Below are 17,586 nucleotides of genomic sequence, written 5' to 3' on the forward strand. Positions count from 1 at the left end.
CTATGTTCTTGCTATTGGTATCACTCTGCAATGTCGTAAGCGGAGCAACCTTAAAGCAATAAGCTTAGTTAGCGACGATACGTACCCAGTCGCCTTCACCGATATTTAAGGCATCAGCAACTGCGTGGTTGATCACTACTTGATTAGCCGTTTCTCTAACCGAAGCATGCGCTTGTGTGGCACGAAAATCTTTCACCTTGGTATTACAGATAATGTAGTTCGTAGTTTCATCAACATCGCCAAAGATCACTTGATACTTTCGGCTTTCGTTGACGGTACGAATGCTACCTTTGGTCGCTTCAACCGTTGGGCCAGCATCAAAGATGTCAACGTAGCCACGACGAGCAAAACCTTCGGCTTCCAGTAAGCGTAACGCTGGAACAGTTTTGTCATGTACCTTGTTAATCACTTGCTGAGCGTCTTTGCTCAGTAGGTTGACGTAAATTGGATATTTCGGCATTAACTCGGCAATAAACACTTTCTTGCCAATGCCCGTTAGATAATCTGCGGTTGGAAAATCCATCGAGAAGAAGTGTTCTTCTAACCATGCCCAAAATGGCGAGCGGCCATCATCGTCAGACACGCCGCGCATTTCGGCAATTACCGTGTCAGAGAAGCGTTCGCTGTGCTCTGCCATGAACAAGAAGCGGAAGCGTGATAGGAAGCGACCATTGTTATTCTTGCGGTGCGACTCACTTAAAAACAAGGTGCAAATTTCTGAAGCACCTGTGTAGTCGTTACACAAAGACAAGGTTTCGACGGTATTGTAAATGCCGAGCTCACGTGAGTTGTGAACCACTTTGCCTAAATGATAGTGATAAAATGCATCTTCTAAGCCGACTGCCGCTTCGATGCCGCTAGTACCGACAACTTGACCTGTTTCGGTATCTTCCATGACGAACAAATAGCCTTCATTACCCGGCTGAGTAACCTGACTATCAAATGAACTTACCGAATGGTTAATACGATTGGTGAGCAGTTCTTCGTTAACAGGGAGTGATGTAAAACCGTGTCCTGATTCGACGGCGATGCGATGCAAAGCATCATAATCGCTAGTTTGAATAGGGCGTATAATAATCATAAATCTGTCTCTGTAGAGAAATAACGCTTGCTGCTTTATTAAAATTAAGCATCGGCAAGCGTTATTTAGTTGGCTTATTTTACTGGTTAAGTTTAACTATTTGATTTAGCGCCTAAGCCTATGCACTTGGCTTATGTGCTTGGCTTAGCCGCTTAGCTTAATAGCTTAGTTCAGCTCGGCTGATTACTGAGCTAATTTTGCTACTGCTTTTTCAAAACGTGCTAAACCTTCAGCAATATCGGCATCAGGAATAATTAGCGACGGTGCAAAACGAACAATGCTAGCGCCAGCTACTAAGGTCATTACACCTTCTTCCATCGCAGCAACTAAGAAGTCTTTTGCACGGCCTTGGTATGCTTCAGTTAGCACGGCACCCAATAATAAACCTTTACCACGGATTTCTTGGAAAACATTGTACTTTTCGTTGATTGCTTTTAAGCCATCAAAGTAAAGTTTTTCTTTTGCTTTTACGCCGTCTAATACTGCTTGGTCGTTAACCGTATCAAATGCTGCTTCACCAACTGCACATGCTAGTGGGTTACCGCCGTATGTGCTGCCGTGGGTACCAATTTTAAGGTGCTTAGCAATCTCAGTTGTCGTTAGCATAGCGCCGATTGGGAAACCGCCACCTAGCGCTTTGGCTGACGTTAAAATGTCAGGTGTTACACCTAAGCCCATGTATGCATATAGTTCACCAGTACGGCCAACACCTGTTTGTACTTCATCGAAAATTAATAGTGCATTGTGCTGGTCACAAAGCTCACGTACACCTTCAACAAATTCTTGTGTTGGTGAAACAATACCGCCTTCACCTTGCAGTGGCTCCATCATTACTGCACAAGTCTTGTCAGAGATTAGCTCTTTGAATGACTCTAGGTTGTTGTACTCAGCGTGTACTACATCACCTGGTTTAGGACCAAAGCCGTCAGAGTATGCTGCTTGACCACCAACTGTTACCGTGAAGAAAGTACGGCCGTGGAAACCTTGTTTGAATGAGATAATTTGTGACTTTTCTGCGCCAAAGTTATCTAGTGCCCAACGACGTGCAAGTTTTAATGCCGCTTCGTTAGATTCTGCACCTGAGTTCGCGAAGTAAATTTTCTCAGCGAATGTGCTGTCTACCATTTTTTTCGCTAAACGCAGTGCCGGTTCGTTGGTCATTACGTTTGATAAGTGCCAGATTTTCTCGCCTTGCTCTTTTAATGCACCAACAAGTGCAGGGTGGCAATGGCCTAAACAGTTCACTGCGATACCGCCAGCGAAATCGATAAATTCTTTACCTTCTTGATCCCAAACTCGAGAGCCTTCACCGCGTACTGGAATTACTGCTGATGGTGAGTAGTTTGGCACCATAACATCGTCAAATAACGCGCGGTCGACAGGAAAATGGTTCGACATTTTAATCTCCTCTACTTGTGGGCTTGTCTAATTAGTTTTTGCTCAGCTTTTTACGCTGAAAGGGCAAAATTAAGACCGACAGTATGGCAGAAAAATCCATCAATGTCTTGTTTGAGAAGGTTGCAAAGCCAGTAAATTCAAGGCTTGTAGGGATTTATGCATCAAGAGTGCATAACTATTTTAGTCGCCTAAAGGCGGTGATTCCTAGGCGTTCAAGGGAGGCAAAACGCTGTTGGCTAGAATTGCCTTATGAGCTGAGTTCATAACTAATCAAAAAAAAATCTGTGCAATTATCGTCAAAACGAGTGAAACCTTGATGGTAAATTCACCAATAAAGGGTGGAATGATTATCACTTAGCACTTTTCACTTTAAAAGGAAGTAGCAAGCAAACGTTGGGGAGAAGCATTTACCCATAAGTGTAATCGGAGAAGTTGATTAAGGCCGTTAGGCGTTAGCTTAACTGAAGTTAAGTTTAAGGTGATTGATATCGGTTTTCTTAAGCAACGCAATATCTGCCGGCGTTATTTTCGCAACAGACAATAATTGTTTTGCTTCGTCATTATTGATCAGTTCATCTTTCGCTAAGGTGCGAAACATTACGTAAGCCTTTGCTTTCGTTACCAACTGTGCCAGTTCACTCATTGCCGAGGTGGTACGAGCGAAAGCTAGGTCGAATAATGGTTCGGTAATCGGCAGGCGGTCAAACTTCATTTGTTCAATTAGATCTGCACCCACCATATAACTGCGCGTGCACAGCTGCTCTAGTAATAGCTCAGGTGATTGCTCTAGACTGACCAGCGCGTCATGCAATCGCTTATCGCGATTATCGTAAGCATCTTTAATTTCTCGGTTATACGAGTCACTAAATTTTTCAAGAAAACAGCGGGTAACAGCGAGTGTGCCAACATTGGATAGCATGCCCGCAGTAAAGGCGCGATACCAATCTACCCCTTGCGCTTCGCCTAATGCTCTAGTCGCTAAGGCAACTGATAAACTATCGTTCCACAATTTGCGCTTCATCAGCGGGTAAGGCGCTGTGCTAAGCGGTAACCAGTGTTTTAAAATAAAGGTTGGCATCACTAACTTTAAGTTTTCTAAACCAATATAGCTAACGGCCAAATTGGCTTGTGTAACTTTTACGTCTGCATTTTTGCGATACTGAGGTTTATTGACTAGGTTAATTGCTTCTTCAGCCAACCAATGCAAGCTGCTAACCAGCGGGGTAACGCGATTAAGTGAGGCTGCGCGCAATGAGAGAATTTCCAGAATGGCTGGCGCGGCATCTTCAATGGCCAGAAAACTCTGGTAAAAATTTTCTTTTTGTTCGAACTCAGTGTTAATTTCGCCAGCAACTTTGGTGAAGAACTTATTCATTACTTGATTGCGAAAATGTTGCTCACCGTGCTCTTTTATCGCCTTTTCTTGTTTTGCTTGCTCTTCAACTTCGAGTAACTCACGACGACGATGTGCTTGTTCACTGTCTTGGTGATTAAAAGTCACTAGGGTACCAGTTTGCTGCTGGGCAAATTCTTTCTTGATACACAGGCTAATATAGCGCTGATACAGTACCCAAGTGGTGTCGTGTTGTTCAAAAAGCTGCATGAAGAGTAATTATTATTTTGGCTTACTGGCGATTATAGTTGTTTTTTATATCGACTAAGGCAATAAATTCATGAGGAATTTATGTTAGTCGCGTCATTCTCTGCGGTATTTTGCCAAGAAATTATTCAGGAGTATATGGCCTTGCTCGGTCAATATTGACTCGGGATGAAATTGCACGCTAGCAATTGGTAAGGTTTGATGCTCTAACGCCATGATCTCGTCAAACTCGCCGTTGGCGTGTGTAGTCCATGCTGTGACTTGCAGTTCACTAGGCAGTGATTGGCGATTAACAATCAGAGAATGGTAGCGAGTAACTTCCAGCGGCTGATTGAGATCCTCAAATAAGCCTGAACCCAAATGGCTAATATTACTCGTTTTACCATGCATAACTTGTCGTGCGCGTTCAACTTTAGCGCCAAAATGTTGTGCAATACATTGATGCCCTAAACATACGCCCAGAATGGGGATAATTCCGGCAAAATGGGCGATAGCCGCCAGTGAAATACCCGCTTTGTCGGGATCACAAGGGCCAGGGGAAACCACTAAATATTGAGGGACTAATGCTTCGATGTCGGCAATAGTAACTTCGTCATTACGAACCACTTTTACCTCTTGCCCGAGCGATTGAAAATAATGCACGAGGTTAAAGGTAAAAGAATCATAATTGTCGATCATTAACAGCACAGAAAAACCTCGTTATAACGCCCAATGGTAAAAGCTGCGCTATTTTAAACGTAATTCAGCGTTTGATGCGAGTGCCTATGATACTTCGCATAAATATTAGAATGCTCAGTTTGTGATAAATGGCTTTACTGTAATGCGCTATTCAGCGCCTTATTTTGTGCTGGATTGGTAGTAGACAGTCTGCTGTCGATTCGTTGCTACTTTGCTGTTTGGCAGAAAAGTAGTGGGGCAACCTAAAGATAACCTTAGCGACATGAATGATTAGTACGCTGAAGCAGCGCACCAATCATTGGGATCTTATCTCACAAAGCGAATAATGCTTTTGGGGAAGTAAATAGCGTTAGTAAGCCACGCTGTAACTTAGGGTAAACGTTGTTCCTTGGGCGTTATAGCTGTCTCTAAAAGCAAAATCACGTACTAAGCTTTCGATCTGATCAAGTGCTGGATTTGGTGGCAGATCAATTTGCCCATAAACACTGCCACTTCCTTGCTGGGCATAAGTTGGCAAGTAAACGCGATCAAATAGGTTTTTAATGCCGAGCTTAAAATCCCCCATGTCAGTGTTGTAATACATCGACAGATCAACCGTTGTATAGCCCTCTACTCCTGCACCATAGTATTGGTAGCCTTCAAACGTGCCAAAAGCGCCATTTTGTGGGATGGCTAAATTAATTCGCTCGCCAGCACCGCGTGAACCAATGTGATTAATTTGAATATTAGCGCCTAGCTTGTCGGTTAGCTCTAAGTTAGCGTAAAGGGTCGCTTTAAACGGGCTTAAACGCGAGTGGTTGAGATCAATCCAGCCGCTTGTTGGATGACGATACTTTCCTTCGCTGTGACTTAAGGTGCCACCGATATCTAAGGAGTCGGTGAAACTGTAGGCGTAGCTAAATTCTGCACCATATGTGCGCTCATCGCGGGTCACTAAGGCATCAATAGCATCAGGATTAAACGTTTGGCTTAAATCATAAGTGAGTCTTGGGTCGACTTGCTGAAGCGATGCGTAAATCACTTGGTCGGTAATATCAACATAGCTTTGTGCATGTTCAGCATCGGTGTAGTAAAGGCTTAAATCAAAGCTAAAAGCGTTAATTTGTCCACGTAAACCAAGTTCATAGTTGTCGGCTTCCACGGGTTGAAGTGCTTGGCGGTAGTTATCCACATCGTTAACGTTAATTGATCTTAATCGGCGCAGATCACCTAGGCCGTAGCCTTGTGAAAATGAGCCATAAACTTCGGTTTCTGTGAAGCGGTAAACAGCACCGACATTGAATACAGTTTTGTTGTAGCTTAATTCACCGCCATTAATTTGCTGACCAAAGAAAGGGGCATCGCCGTAGCGGCCTGTCGCGACATAGCTTGGAACATCCAAGTCAAAATTTTCATAACGTGCACCGACTTGCACCATAAAGTTGTCAAAATTGAATTGGTACTCTGCAAAGGGGGCTAAGTTGGTTTGTTCAACATCGCATATTTCACAAATACCACGACTGCTGTGCTGAGTTGTTTCATCTATTTGATAATCGATACCGTAAGTAAACACATCTTGCGAGCGTGGCAGCGATAGAGGTTGAGCAGCGAAGCGCAAGGCGAATTTGTCAGACTCAACTTTGACTGTGTTCGCCTGTGTATTCTCACTGTTGGCGACACTAAGCTCAATATTGACTTTGTGGTTGGATAATCTTTGATGATTAAACTCAAGTTGCAGATACTGGTTTTCGCTATAAGGCGCATCGCCAGTAAATGGCTTGGTTGGATCTACCACGACAACATTGTCAAAGATAGTTTTGCGGCCAAAGCTCAATTCATTTTCCAGTTTACGATAATGAGCATTGAGGGCTAAATCGGCGTCTTGGTTGAGTTGGTAAGTGAATTTCAAGAGACCATCAATATCTTTTAGTTCGCCTAAACCACCTCTGCCTGCGGGGTCGGAAGGGATTTGGTTACCATTGCCATCAAAAATTTCACCACTTTCACGCCAATTCAACTGGCCAAGATATGAGAACTGATCGACAGTGCCAGAGATACGTTGGTTAAATTGATAACCATGTGAATCTGAATCATGAATTGAACCGTCAAACTTAACTTGGCTCCAAAATTCAACGTTTAGATCACTGGCTTGGTGAGTGACTAAGTTGATAACACCTGCCGATTCACCATTGCCATATACTGCGCTGGCGCCATGAATCACTTCAATACGAGCAATGTTTTCAACTGATATTGAGGCTAGTACGCGGCTGGTTTCACGCAAAGAATTAGACACGACAATGCCATCGATCATGACGATTGATTTGCGACCACGAAAACCCTGATAAGTACTTGATAGCATTTGTGTTTCGGGGCTGTAGCTGGGCACTAAGTTAGCGAGTAGTGACGAAACATCGGCACTAACCGCTGCTTGTGCCTGAATTTCTGCTTGGCTGATTAGTTGCACGGTACCTGGTAAAGATGAAACGGGCACTTCAAAAGGTTTAGCGGTAATTTCTATCACTTCGATGTCTGAAGGCTGGGTTGCCGCTATGCTGGTTGCTGAGAAAAGAGAGACCATTGCTAGTGAAATGGCATTGAGATTAAGTGTTTTCACAATATTCCTTGTAATGCTTATTATCCGGGAGGAAAGTGAGGATTAATTCAGTTCACTAACTGGTGCAGTAATCCGTCACGTGCTTATCACGAAATGATAATCAGTATCATTCGCGAAAGATAATACTCAATTCCACCTAAATTAATGTAAATAAATGTAAATACGATGTTAATGTGGGGGCGTAAAGCTTGACGCTCAAGCGTTGGTTAACTTCCTTTAATACCAAGCGAATCCAATAGTTAGACTATGAATTGTCGGTGTAAGACGCTTTTTAACGGGAGACTAAATAGCGGATTTGAGAAGGGGAGATTACAGAAACGGTTAAAGCAGGCGGTTAACTAAGCTCAAGCAATTAGTTTTCTGACAAGTTACCAAAACGCTGATAAAAGGCGGTGAGCTGCACTTGTGCTTGCGCCAGCGAAATTGGCTGAAAACGCACAGGGTGGTTTGGCTTTAATTGGGCGAGACGAAACAGATCGGTTTTCATCACACTGCCGATACTTGGGTAGCCGCCGATGGTCTGCCTATCTTTCATTAACACAATCCATTGTTCTGCGCTTGGTAGCTGAATTTGACCATAAGTGACTGGTTTGGAAATTGTGCCTGCGCTGTCACCCAAAGCTTGGTATGCAGATTGGCTGTTAGTTGATGAGTTCACAAATCCATGGCCATTAAGGCGATAACCCATTTTGTTTGAGCTGATATCAATCGTGAAGATTTGGTTGAGCAATTCGCCTTGCTGGTCATGCGATAAACTTTGCCATGCTTTATTTGCAATAAACCTAGCAATAAAAGGTGATGCTTGTTCGCATGCCAATTCTTGCGCCGGATAAAAGGTTGAATAGCTACGCAGATTTTTGACAGGTTGGACCGCTACCTGAGAAGTCACTTGAGAATCAACTTGTTGAGCAAGGTCAGCTTCAGCTTTGGCTAACGGCTGATTGGCAAAGTATTCATTTACGATTGGTGCATTAAGCTTAGGTATCGCACTTTCAAACCATGAGCTAGTGGCAAAACCCCCTTTGATACTTAGATAGGCGTAATTGCCTTGCTTTAATGGCGCAATAGTCAAGGTATCACCTGCTTGAATGCAGAGCGTTTGCCACATTGGCTTGGCTTCATTATTTAAAATGAGAGGTTGTTCATCACCAACAGCTGCGACCACTAGCTCGCATACTTGATGGAATACGATTTCAACATCACCGAGCAGTATTTCTAGTGCCGCTTCAAAGCAGGTATTACCCAGTAATTGATTGGCTGTCATCAACGCATATTCATCAGCAGCGCCAGATGGGCTAACACCGTACTGGCTGCAATGTTTACGCCCTGAGTCTTGCAAACTAACGCGAGCTTCGCCTTTGTTGATTGTCAGTAATGGCTTGTCTAGTAATTGCGAGTGCAGTAGTGGCGTGTGCTGTTGACGGCTATTCGCGCTTAGGTTCTTTCCTGGTGGTGAAGTATTTGATATTGAGTTGTTGAGATCCTCGCATAATGGACTAGCTATTGACTCTTGTTCTTTTGCTAGCTTACCGCCAAGTGCGATAAATTCAGCGCGGTCAATTGGTGTGAAGCGCACACTATCTCCCACTTTGATAACACTTTCGATGCCAGTATCCGTCACTTGATAAAGCGATACGGGACATTGCCCGATAATATGCCAGCCTCCTGGAGTTGCATCTGGGTATACCGCGGTTTGTTCACCAGCAATGGCAACTGCACCTGCTGGCATTTGTTTGCGAGGGATCGCTTTTCTGGGCAATTGCAGTTGCGAGTTTAGGCTGGCGAGATAGGCAAAGCCCGGCGTAAACCCTAGAGCGTAGGAATAATAGTCAGGTTCACTGTGTTTGGCGATTATCGCCTGTTGGCTTAATCCCGTGGTTTGCATCACCCCGGTTAAGTCCCAACCGGCTTGCTCGTCATAGTAAGTGGGAATACTAATTTGCTTACCCGCTAGTGGTTTATCATCGGCACTTGATGGATTTGCATGCTCCGGTGCAGTGGCGCAGCCTTCTGCATGGTTAGCCAATGCTTGTTCGATCAGTGTTTGAAGTTGATTAGCAGAGAGCAGTGGATAGCGGTAGTAAATCAGCAGTGAGTTAAAGCTTACTAACGTGTCGGTAATAAACTGACTTAGTTCATTGATTAAATGTTGCTGAGCTTTGATAATTTGTCGGTGTTGCTGACGACACACTTGTTCGGGCCAACGCAATAGCAAAGTGTCTTCACTGATAAAATCGAATTCGATTGCGCTGATATCCATTAATTCAATCCTATAAAGTGATTTTATACTTGGCTAACATTAGTCTAATCAAGGTGGGTTAGTTAATGCTCGCTAACTTGCTGGCGATTTCCAATGCATTGTCTGTGTCTGAATGCACACAAATGGTGTCAACTTGCAGTGTTAACGGTTTGCCATTAATACTGAGTAGTTGACCTGTTGCCGCTAACTGGCTAATTCTTTTGTAAACTTGCTCAGGATCTGTAATTACCGCATTAGCGTCACTACGTGGCACCAACAAGCCATTGTCTTGATAATGGCGGTCGGCAAACGCTTCAAAACGTAATGTGAGCTGGAATTGCTCAGCGATTGCTTGCCATTGTGACGTATCAGGTAAGGCTTGTATCACCAGCACTAAGTTTAGGTCGAACTGGCTAATCGCTTGGCAGATAGTTGCGAATAGGCTGATATCGCGCATCATATCGTTGTAGAGCGCGCCATGGGGTTTAACAAATGCTAATGTTGCATTATTGACTTGGCAGATGCCTTGTAACGCCCCCAATTGATACTGCAAGTTAGCAATAAGCTCTTCACTTGTCATCGCCATTGAGCGGCGGCCAAAGCCTTGTAAGTCTGGATAGCTAGGGTGGGCACCAATACTCACTTGATGTTTCACCGCCAAGGCGACCGTTTTTTGCATGACCAGAGGGTCGCCAGCGTGATAGCCGCAGGCGATGTTGGCTTCGTCAATTAATGGCATAACTGCCTCGTCGCGGCCCATTGTCCACTGTCCGAAACTTTCACCTAAATCACAGTTAAGCTTAATTTTTTTCACGCTGAGCCTACATCGCGTTTACTGATTTGTTCATGTCTTGGTTATACCGCATTTCGTCATCTGGTGCGACAATTTGTCACATCCTCATATCAACCTACGATCATTAAAATAAGGCCAATAAAGCGATCGACTAGCCAGTGTTATGTTTGGCACAGCTAACACTCCGTCAACACTTGGCCGGTGATGGTATGCAAACTTGCAATGCGCCTATGGCTTGATTAGCCTTTGGCTTTAGTTGATAGATTACCTAGTTGAAGGCACAAGTGATTTCTGCACTTTTTTCACGGAACACTCCGCACAATGTTCCGAACTATGTTCCAAACAAAGTTCCGCAAAAAACCTCGTGGTTTTTTCTACCTTGGCTACTTTGGTTGACCTGCCTAGTAGCCATTTTTTTCTTTGGCGATGCGACTAATCCTATGGTTTGGGGAATCTGTGCTGGCTATGCACTGTTATTGGCGTTAATGACTCGCTATTTAGATGTTCGCGAGCTAGCAGCGCAAAGCCAATCTAACCTTATTAATCACCTATGGTCATTGTTCCCTTTTGTGCTCGATTTATGTTTTTACGGCGTGTTGCTGCAAATGCATGGCGGTGCCAGTAACGCAGGCGTTTTTGTACTTTATTTGCCAGTAATTGTTGCTGCCATGGAGATGAAGCGTCGCATTGCTTGGCTGGTCGCTATCTTGGCAATTGCCATATATACCGGCTTAATGCTGCAAGGGCATGCTGCTCATTTTGAACACCTATCGGAAAGTTTTACCAATCATTTATCCGGTATGTGGCTGACTTTTGTTATCTCCACCTTGCTGATGACTTGGTTTGTTACTCAGCAGCGCCAAGCGATTATCAGCCAGCAAAAACAAATTCGAAAATTGCGTGAACGCCAGCTAAGAGATGAGCAAATATTATCAGTGGCAACCATGGGGGCAAATACCACGCACCGTTTGGCAACACCGTTATCGACGGCGCGCTTGCTTGTTGATGAACTCAAGGAACATCAAGCGTATGAGCAGGAGTTAGTGGACGAACTCAGTGCCCAAATTCATGTTTGTCACCAAACTGTGCATACCATCGCCCAACAAGTGCGTAGTCATCAATCAGCCAATATGAAACTGGTCGCAATTGATGACTTTATTGAGCAGACTTTGCAATATTGGTGGATTAGCCGCAACGATATTCGCTATCAACTCTATGTTGCGCCTGAGTGCGTGAACTATGTGATATCCACCGACTTTAATCTGCAAATGTCACTGACCAACTTATTGGAAAATGCCGCCTATGCTAGCCTTGCTAATCAGCAGGATGAAATCACCATTGATGTGAGCGTCAGCGCTCAGCAAGTAGTGATAAATATTGATGATCAAGGACAAGGCATAGATCCCAAACTCCTGTCACAATTAGGGCAAGTCAAGGTTGCCAGTAAATCACAAGGTATGGGCATGGGGCTGGCGTTAGCCAATGCCACCATTGAACGATTTGCTGGACAATTACAGTTATTTAATTTACCTAGCGGCTCACGTAGCCAAGTGACTTTACCTTGTCAGGCGTTGGCCCTTGGCCATTGAGCATTAGTCCTTGATGATGGTCACTGATGATGTTTTATTTTTTCAATCATGAACATAGCAGGGTAACGAAAAAGGCAAGTGTTTGAAATTATTGCTATTAGAAGATGATATTGCCTTTGCGGGAGTACTAGCACGCCAACTCACGCGCAAAGGATTTGAGGTCGAGCATATCGACCAGCTTGATGCCTTACTACCTACCTGCCAGCGTTGGCAGCCAGATGCTGTGGTTTTGGATATGAACTTAGGCAGTGAGTCATCATTGCCAATGATCACTCAAGTACGGGCTGCTTTGCCGAATAGTAAAATCATTTTGGTAACAGGCTACGCCAGTATTGCCACCACAGTTACCGCGATAAAGTCAGGCGCAGATGATTATCTGCCTAAACCGATTGAATTAAGCTCTTTATTGGCGGTGTTAGGTCAGGTGAACGACCAGCTTTGTTTGGATAATCTGCCTAACCCTGCGCAAACCTTAACCTCACCTGAGCGCATTGAGTGGGAGTATATTCAACGTGTGCTACAAGAAAACCAAGGTAATGTTTCGGCGACTGCGCGGCAACTAAATATGCATCGTCGAACCTTGCAGCGTAAGCTGGCAAAAAAGCCGGTAAATATTTGATAAATTTCTACGCGATTAACGCGCCAAACCCTGCATTTAATGATTTCTCTAAATCTTGTGGCGCTATGCCAATTTCCAAACCACGACGACCGGCACTCACGTAGATTTTTGCTTGTTGCTCAGCACTGCTATCAATAAAGGTTGGTAGGCGTTTTTTCTGTCCAAGTGGGCTAACACCTCCAAGTACATAACCTGTGGTGCGCTGCACTTTATCAGGATCTGCCATCACGGCTTTTTTGGCTTTTGCTGCTTTGGCGATGAGCTTTAGGCTAAGTTTCTCGCTCACGGGGATAATGGCAACGACTAGCTGCCCTTGGTCGGTTTCCACCACTAAGGTTTTAAATACGCTTTGTGCGGGCAGTTGCAGTTTTTCAACTGCTTCCATCCCGTACGAGCTGGCATTGGCATCGTGTTGATATTCTAAAAGCTCAAACGCCAGTTTTTGGCGTTTGGCAAAGGTAACTGCTGGGGTCATATGTTAATTACTATACTTTTTACGTTATAAATGGGTTGCTAACTACTTTCTTGGTGCTTTACTGATGACAATATCGGTTTTTGGTACGGAGCTACAGGCAAGAATATAGCCTTGCTCTTGCTCGCCCGGCATTAAGCCATCGGTGGCGAGCTGGCGCACTTCGCCGCTGTCTAGTTTTACTTTGCAGCTACCACACATACCGCCGCGACAAGAATAAGGCATAATTAGCCCTGCCGCTTCGCCCTGATCTAATACGGATTCCTTGGTATTACCTAAGACAGCTTTATCCCATGACTCGAATCGAATATTGACCTGTGCTGGCAGTGACTCCGTTGCTGGCTTTTTATCGGTCGGGCGTGTGCCAAAGCTTTCAAAGTGAAATTGCGATTCTGGCAAGCCTGCGGCCATTAGCAGGTCCTTGGCACTGTCTCTAAACCCTTGCGGGCCACAGACCATAGCATCAAGGCTCCCAATATCTGGAATTACAGCCAGCATGCTAGCGCTTAGGTGCCCTTGAAAGTCTTGCCATTGGGGCAGAGCTGACTGCGTTAGGGTAAAGTGTAATTTGCAGTTGCCATGTTGCTTGGCTAACGCCGTGATTTCATCCAGGGCAATTAAGTCTTTTTCACTGCGGGCGCTATGGAAAAATATCACTTCACGGTTATCGCATTGGTCGGTTAGCGCTTTTAGCATCGACAACATTGGGGTAATACCAGAGCCTGCACTGAGCAATAAAATCCGTTGCTGGCTGATATTGCCTAAGTGGAACTTGCCATTCGGTGCTTTGGCCAGAATTTCATCGCCAACGTTAAAGTGATCGTGCAAAAAGTTGGAGACTTTGCCATTAGGCACACGCTTAACGGTAATGGTTAAGCTCTGGTTGCGCGTTGGTGACGAGCTCAAGGTATAAACGGCATTAACGGTTTTACCGTCGATAGTCAGTTTAAACGGTAAGTGCTGACCGGCTTGATAATGCTGAAAATTCTCAGGCAAGTTGCCGCTTTTTGCTTTGAACACGAAGGTTTTAACATCATGGGTTTCGTCGTAAATATGCTGACAAACAAGGCTTGCTTGTTCCACACTTGGTGCTTGACCTGCTGTATCAGCTGCTTGTTGGTTAGTGCTTTGCTTCTTGTTTACGTTACTCTTTTTGTTGGCGTTGCTAAGACTAACCGCTTTAACGTTAACAAACTCCGGGACAAATTGGCGCTCTAGCACGCTAACCTGATCACCAAAACGTATTTGCCCTTGATTAAGCGGAATTAAGTTTTGGCCAAATAACACATCACCTTTGGCTATTTGACGGTAGCTTTTTAATGTCGCTAATGGCTCTAACTGGCCGTGTTTTTCGCCAGTGTCGGGATCTACGGTAGTAAACACACAGCGAGTGCAGGGTTTGGTTAGCTCAAATTCTACTTCACCAATGCGGATATGACGCCAAGTATCTTCCGCAAATGGCTCACAGTCTTGTACTACAATGTTCGGGCGAAATTGGCGCATCGAAATTGGCTGCTTTAAGCGACTGTTTAAGTCATCAAGCGAGGCTTGCGAGATTAATAGCAAGGGGTAACCATCGGCAAAGGCGACCGGGTTGGTGGTGTTTTTTACCTGACGATTAGATTGCTCACCGAAGAACAATAAGTGACAAGGTTGCCCTAAAAACTGACTAAACCAATGGTCAACACTTTCATGACTGCGCTGGCCTAAAATGGTATCGCCCCAGACAGTAACATGTTGGTATTCGTCTAGGCACTGGCTATATCGCACTGCTAACAAGGGCATATCTGGCGCGGTTAGCATCAAGCCGTCTGGTGTTAAGTTGGCTTGCACTAAACATAATTTTGGCTGGGTGCGGGCGGTAATAAATTGGCCATTTTGATCGCAAATTACAAAGCGACGGTCGTAAGGTAAACCAATTGGGTCAACCCAACTGGATGATAACTGAATGCCAGCCGTTGATTTTATCGGATAAACGCTTATCTCTTGCAAGTGTGCCATTGCGCTTGTCTGCTCCTATTTCTTGTTCGCGCGCTTGCTTGCCAATTCGAAACCGAAAGAATGAACCCGAAAGCCTACGCGCTATTATTTCCATAAATCTTGGTCAATTAGCGTTAATAAAGCAATGACAAATCTATGAAATTCTTTATGAATACTAGATTGAACTCGCCTAAGCGGATTAGCGGATAACAGGGCGAAGTATTCAATTGCTTGCCAGTCAGGTATATTGTCGGCTAATTGCAGTTAGATGAAAATTATCAACAAACAAATGAAGCACGTACATATTCTTGGCATTTGCGGCACTTTTATGGGCGGTATCGCCGCCATTGCAAAGCAACTGGGCTTTCGCGTATCCGGTTGTGATGCCAACGTTTACCCACCAATGAGCACTCAATTGGAAGCTCTAGGTATCGAGTTGATGCAAGGGTATGACATCGCTCACTTGAGTGATGAGCCGGATATGGTAATTGTTGGTAACGCGATGGCGCGCGGCAATCCTATGGTGGAATATGTGCTTGATCGCAATATCCCGTATACCTCGGGCCCACAATGGTTATTAGAAAATGTACTAAAAGATCGTTGGGTGCTAGCGGTATCAGGTACGCACGGTAAAACCACCACCAGCAGTATGCTGACTTGGATTTTAGAATATGCCCATATGAAACCGGGCTATTTAATTGGCGGTGTGCCGCAAAATTTTGAGGTGTCAGCACGCCTGGGTGATGCGCCATTTTTTGTGATTGAAGCTGACGAATACGATACTGCCTTTTTCGACAAGCGCTCTAAGTTTGTTCACTATCGCCCAAGAACGCTAGTGATCAACAATATGGAATTTGATCACGCCGATATTTTTAATGATATCAGTGATATTCAGCGTCAATTCCATCATTTAATTCGTATGGTGCCAAGCAATGGCTTAGTGTTATCGCCAGCGAATGAAACTTACATTAACGAAACCCTTGAACAAGGCTGCTGGACGCCAACTGAACAAGCTCATAGTTGTGCACAATCAAAAGAGAAAAGCGCTGGTTGGCAAGCAATAAAGTTAACGGATGATGGTAGTGAATTTGAAGTCTACTTTGCTGGCGAGCTGCAAGGTACTGTGCGATGGTCACTGATTGGCGATTTCAACATCGACAATGCGCTGATGGCAATTGGCGCTGCACGCCATGCGGGGGTACCAAGTCATATCGCGATTGAAGCGCTGGCGGAATATATTAATACCAAGCGGCGTTTAGAGCTGCGTGGCACTATCAATAACATCAAGGTTTATGACGATTTTGCCCATCACCCAACGGCAATAGCAAAAACACTCAGTGCTATGCGCGCTCACGTTACCAGTCATGACAATAAGAGTAGAGTGCTAGCGGTACTGGAGCCAAGATCCAACACCATGAAAAGTGGTGTACACAAAGGTACTTTGGGTAAATCACTTGCCCAAGCAGATGAAGTCTATATTTTCCAAGGGGAAAAGGTGCAGTGGTCAGTGGCAGATATCGCCGAGCAGTGTCAGCAAACTTGTATTGCTGAGGCTGATATTGATGCGCTGGTGGCAAAAGTTGCGGCAGCGGCACAGCCAGCAGATCATGTGGTGGTGATGAGCAATGGTGGCTTTGGCGGTTTTCATAACAAACTCCTTGCAGCATTAAGCCAAAAGCACGAACACAACGTAGAGCTAGCAGCAAAGAAAACGAATGAAAGGTTGAAACAGGTTTAATGACAGAGCAACTTAATACCATCGCAAAAGCTCAACATAAGGGCTTTGATAGCGCCGTTACCGTTGCCATTACTGGTGCATCCGGTGCTTGCTATGCATTACGTTTAATTGAATGTTTAGTGGCTGCCAATAAGCAAGTGTATGTTTTAATGTCGAGCGCGGCACGAGTCGTATTTGATACCGAAGTCGGCTTAAAACTGCCGGGTTCACCCGAAGCGCAAAGTGCATTTTGGTGCCAGCACTTTAATGCTAAGCCTGAGCAAGTAATCGCCTTTGGTAAAGAACAGTGGTTTTCGCCAGTCGCCTCTGGCTCTGCCGCACCCAAACAAATGGTGGTTTGTCCTTGCTCAACCGGTACGCTGGCGGCAATCAGTCAAGGGATGAGTGATAACTTAATTGAGCGCGCTGCCGATGTGGTGATTAAAGAGCGCGGCCAGTTGATTTTAGTGCCAAGAGAAACGCCGTTTTCTACCATACATCTGCGCAATATGCTGAGCCTGTCTGAGCTTGGCGCAACGGTAATGCCTGCTGCCCCTGGCTTTTACCATCAGCCGGAATCTATTAATGATTTGGTGGATTTTATGGTTGGCAGAATATTGGATCATTTAGGTATCGACCAAAAAATTATGCCGCGCTGGGGTTATCAGCACTAGTTCATTCCCAGTGCTATCAGTAAAACTTAGTTTACTTTTGAATAAAGAATACAACCGCAAAAATATTCCTATTTATCGCAAAAACCTTATCTTTTTGCAGCCACTGTGCTTTAGTTAGTGGCTGTAAAAACAAAACATACTTCAAACTAATAA

13 protein-coding genes are annotated in these 17,586 nt (G+C 44.6%); 4 read left to right on the forward strand and 9 right to left on the reverse strand.

Going from position 1 to position 17,586, the window contains the following annotated elements; translation table 11 throughout:
• Window positions 1-64 precede the first annotated feature (64 nt).
• The 7 genes from astA to ACSLUR_RS00415 form a co-directional block, all read right to left on the reverse strand.
• Entirely contained in the window at window positions 65-1,081 is a 1,017-nt protein-coding gene (astA, locus tag ACSLUR_RS00385; protein WP_116015447.1) for an arginine N-succinyltransferase, read from the reverse strand.
• Between the two features lie 183 nt (window positions 1,082-1,264).
• Complete coding sequence (locus ACSLUR_RS00390) at window positions 1,265-2,479, reverse strand: aspartate aminotransferase family protein (RefSeq protein WP_448550773.1); 1,215 nt, start codon at window positions 2,477-2,479, stop codon at window positions 1,265-1,267.
• A gap of 457 nt (window positions 2,480-2,936) precedes the next feature.
• Window positions 2,937-4,082 (reverse strand): HDOD domain-containing protein, encoded by a 1,146-nt coding sequence (locus ACSLUR_RS00395; protein ID WP_448550775.1) that lies wholly within the window; start codon window positions 4,080-4,082, stop codon window positions 2,937-2,939.
• Between the two features lie 93 nt (window positions 4,083-4,175).
• Window positions 4,176-4,766 (reverse strand): anthranilate synthase component II, encoded by a 591-nt coding sequence (locus ACSLUR_RS00400; protein ID WP_448550777.1) that lies wholly within the window; start codon window positions 4,764-4,766, stop codon window positions 4,176-4,178.
• A 340-nt stretch (window positions 4,767-5,106) separates the two neighbouring features.
• Complete coding sequence (locus ACSLUR_RS00405) at window positions 5,107-7,350, reverse strand: TonB-dependent receptor (RefSeq protein WP_448550779.1); 2,244 nt, start codon at window positions 7,348-7,350, stop codon at window positions 5,107-5,109.
• Between the two features lie 352 nt (window positions 7,351-7,702).
• Window positions 7,703-9,610: a 5-oxoprolinase subunit B/C family protein gene (locus ACSLUR_RS00410; protein WP_448550782.1), complete on the reverse strand. Its 1,908-nt coding sequence runs from the start codon at window positions 9,608-9,610 to the stop codon at window positions 7,703-7,705.
• A gap of 58 nt (window positions 9,611-9,668) precedes the next feature.
• Window positions 9,669-10,403, reverse strand: a complete 735-nt coding sequence (locus ACSLUR_RS00415; protein ID WP_448550784.1) for a 5-oxoprolinase subunit PxpA — start codon at window positions 10,401-10,403, stop codon at window positions 9,669-9,671.
• 371 nt (window positions 10,404-10,774) lie between these two features.
• Between ACSLUR_RS00415 and ACSLUR_RS00420 the strand changes: the two genes are divergently transcribed.
• Both ACSLUR_RS00420 and ACSLUR_RS00425 read left to right on the forward strand, forming a co-directional pair.
• The gene (locus ACSLUR_RS00420; RefSeq protein WP_448550786.1) at window positions 10,775-11,971 is read left to right on the forward strand and encodes a sensor histidine kinase; all 1,197 of its coding nucleotides are present in this window, start codon (window positions 10,775-10,777) and stop codon (window positions 11,969-11,971) included.
• Window positions 11,972-12,053: 82 nt separating this feature from the next.
• Complete coding sequence (locus tag ACSLUR_RS00425; protein ID WP_448550788.1) at window positions 12,054-12,590, forward strand: response regulator transcription factor; 537 nt, start codon at window positions 12,054-12,056, stop codon at window positions 12,588-12,590.
• A gap of 7 nt (window positions 12,591-12,597) precedes the next feature.
• On the opposite strand, the gene ybaK is transcribed toward ACSLUR_RS00425, so the two are convergent.
• Both ybaK and ACSLUR_RS00435 read right to left on the reverse strand, forming a co-directional pair.
• Complete coding sequence (gene ybaK, locus ACSLUR_RS00430; protein WP_448550790.1) at window positions 12,598-13,065, reverse strand: Cys-tRNA(Pro) deacylase; 468 nt, start codon at window positions 13,063-13,065, stop codon at window positions 12,598-12,600.
• 42 nt (window positions 13,066-13,107) lie between these two features.
• Window positions 13,108-15,063, reverse strand: coding sequence for an MOSC N-terminal beta barrel domain-containing protein (locus ACSLUR_RS00435; protein ID WP_448550792.1), 1,956 nt, complete (start codon window positions 15,061-15,063; stop codon window positions 13,108-13,110).
• 247 nt (window positions 15,064-15,310) lie between these two features.
• Here ACSLUR_RS00435 and mpl point away from each other — a divergent pair, with 247 nt between their 5' ends.
• Together mpl and ACSLUR_RS00445 are read left to right on the forward strand one after the other, a co-directional pair.
• Window positions 15,311-16,780, forward strand: coding sequence for a UDP-N-acetylmuramate:L-alanyl-gamma-D-glutamyl-meso-diaminopimelate ligase (gene mpl / locus ACSLUR_RS00440; RefSeq protein ID WP_448550794.1), 1,470 nt, complete (start codon window positions 15,311-15,313; stop codon window positions 16,778-16,780).
• Window positions 16,780-17,433, forward strand: coding sequence for a flavin prenyltransferase UbiX (locus ACSLUR_RS00445; protein ID WP_448550796.1), 654 nt, complete (start codon window positions 16,780-16,782; stop codon window positions 17,431-17,433). Before mpl ends, ACSLUR_RS00445 begins: the two co-directional genes overlap by 1 nt.
• The last annotated feature ends 153 nt before the right edge of the window (window positions 17,434-17,586 follow it).

The organism is Thalassotalea montiporae, from assembly GCF_053485855.1.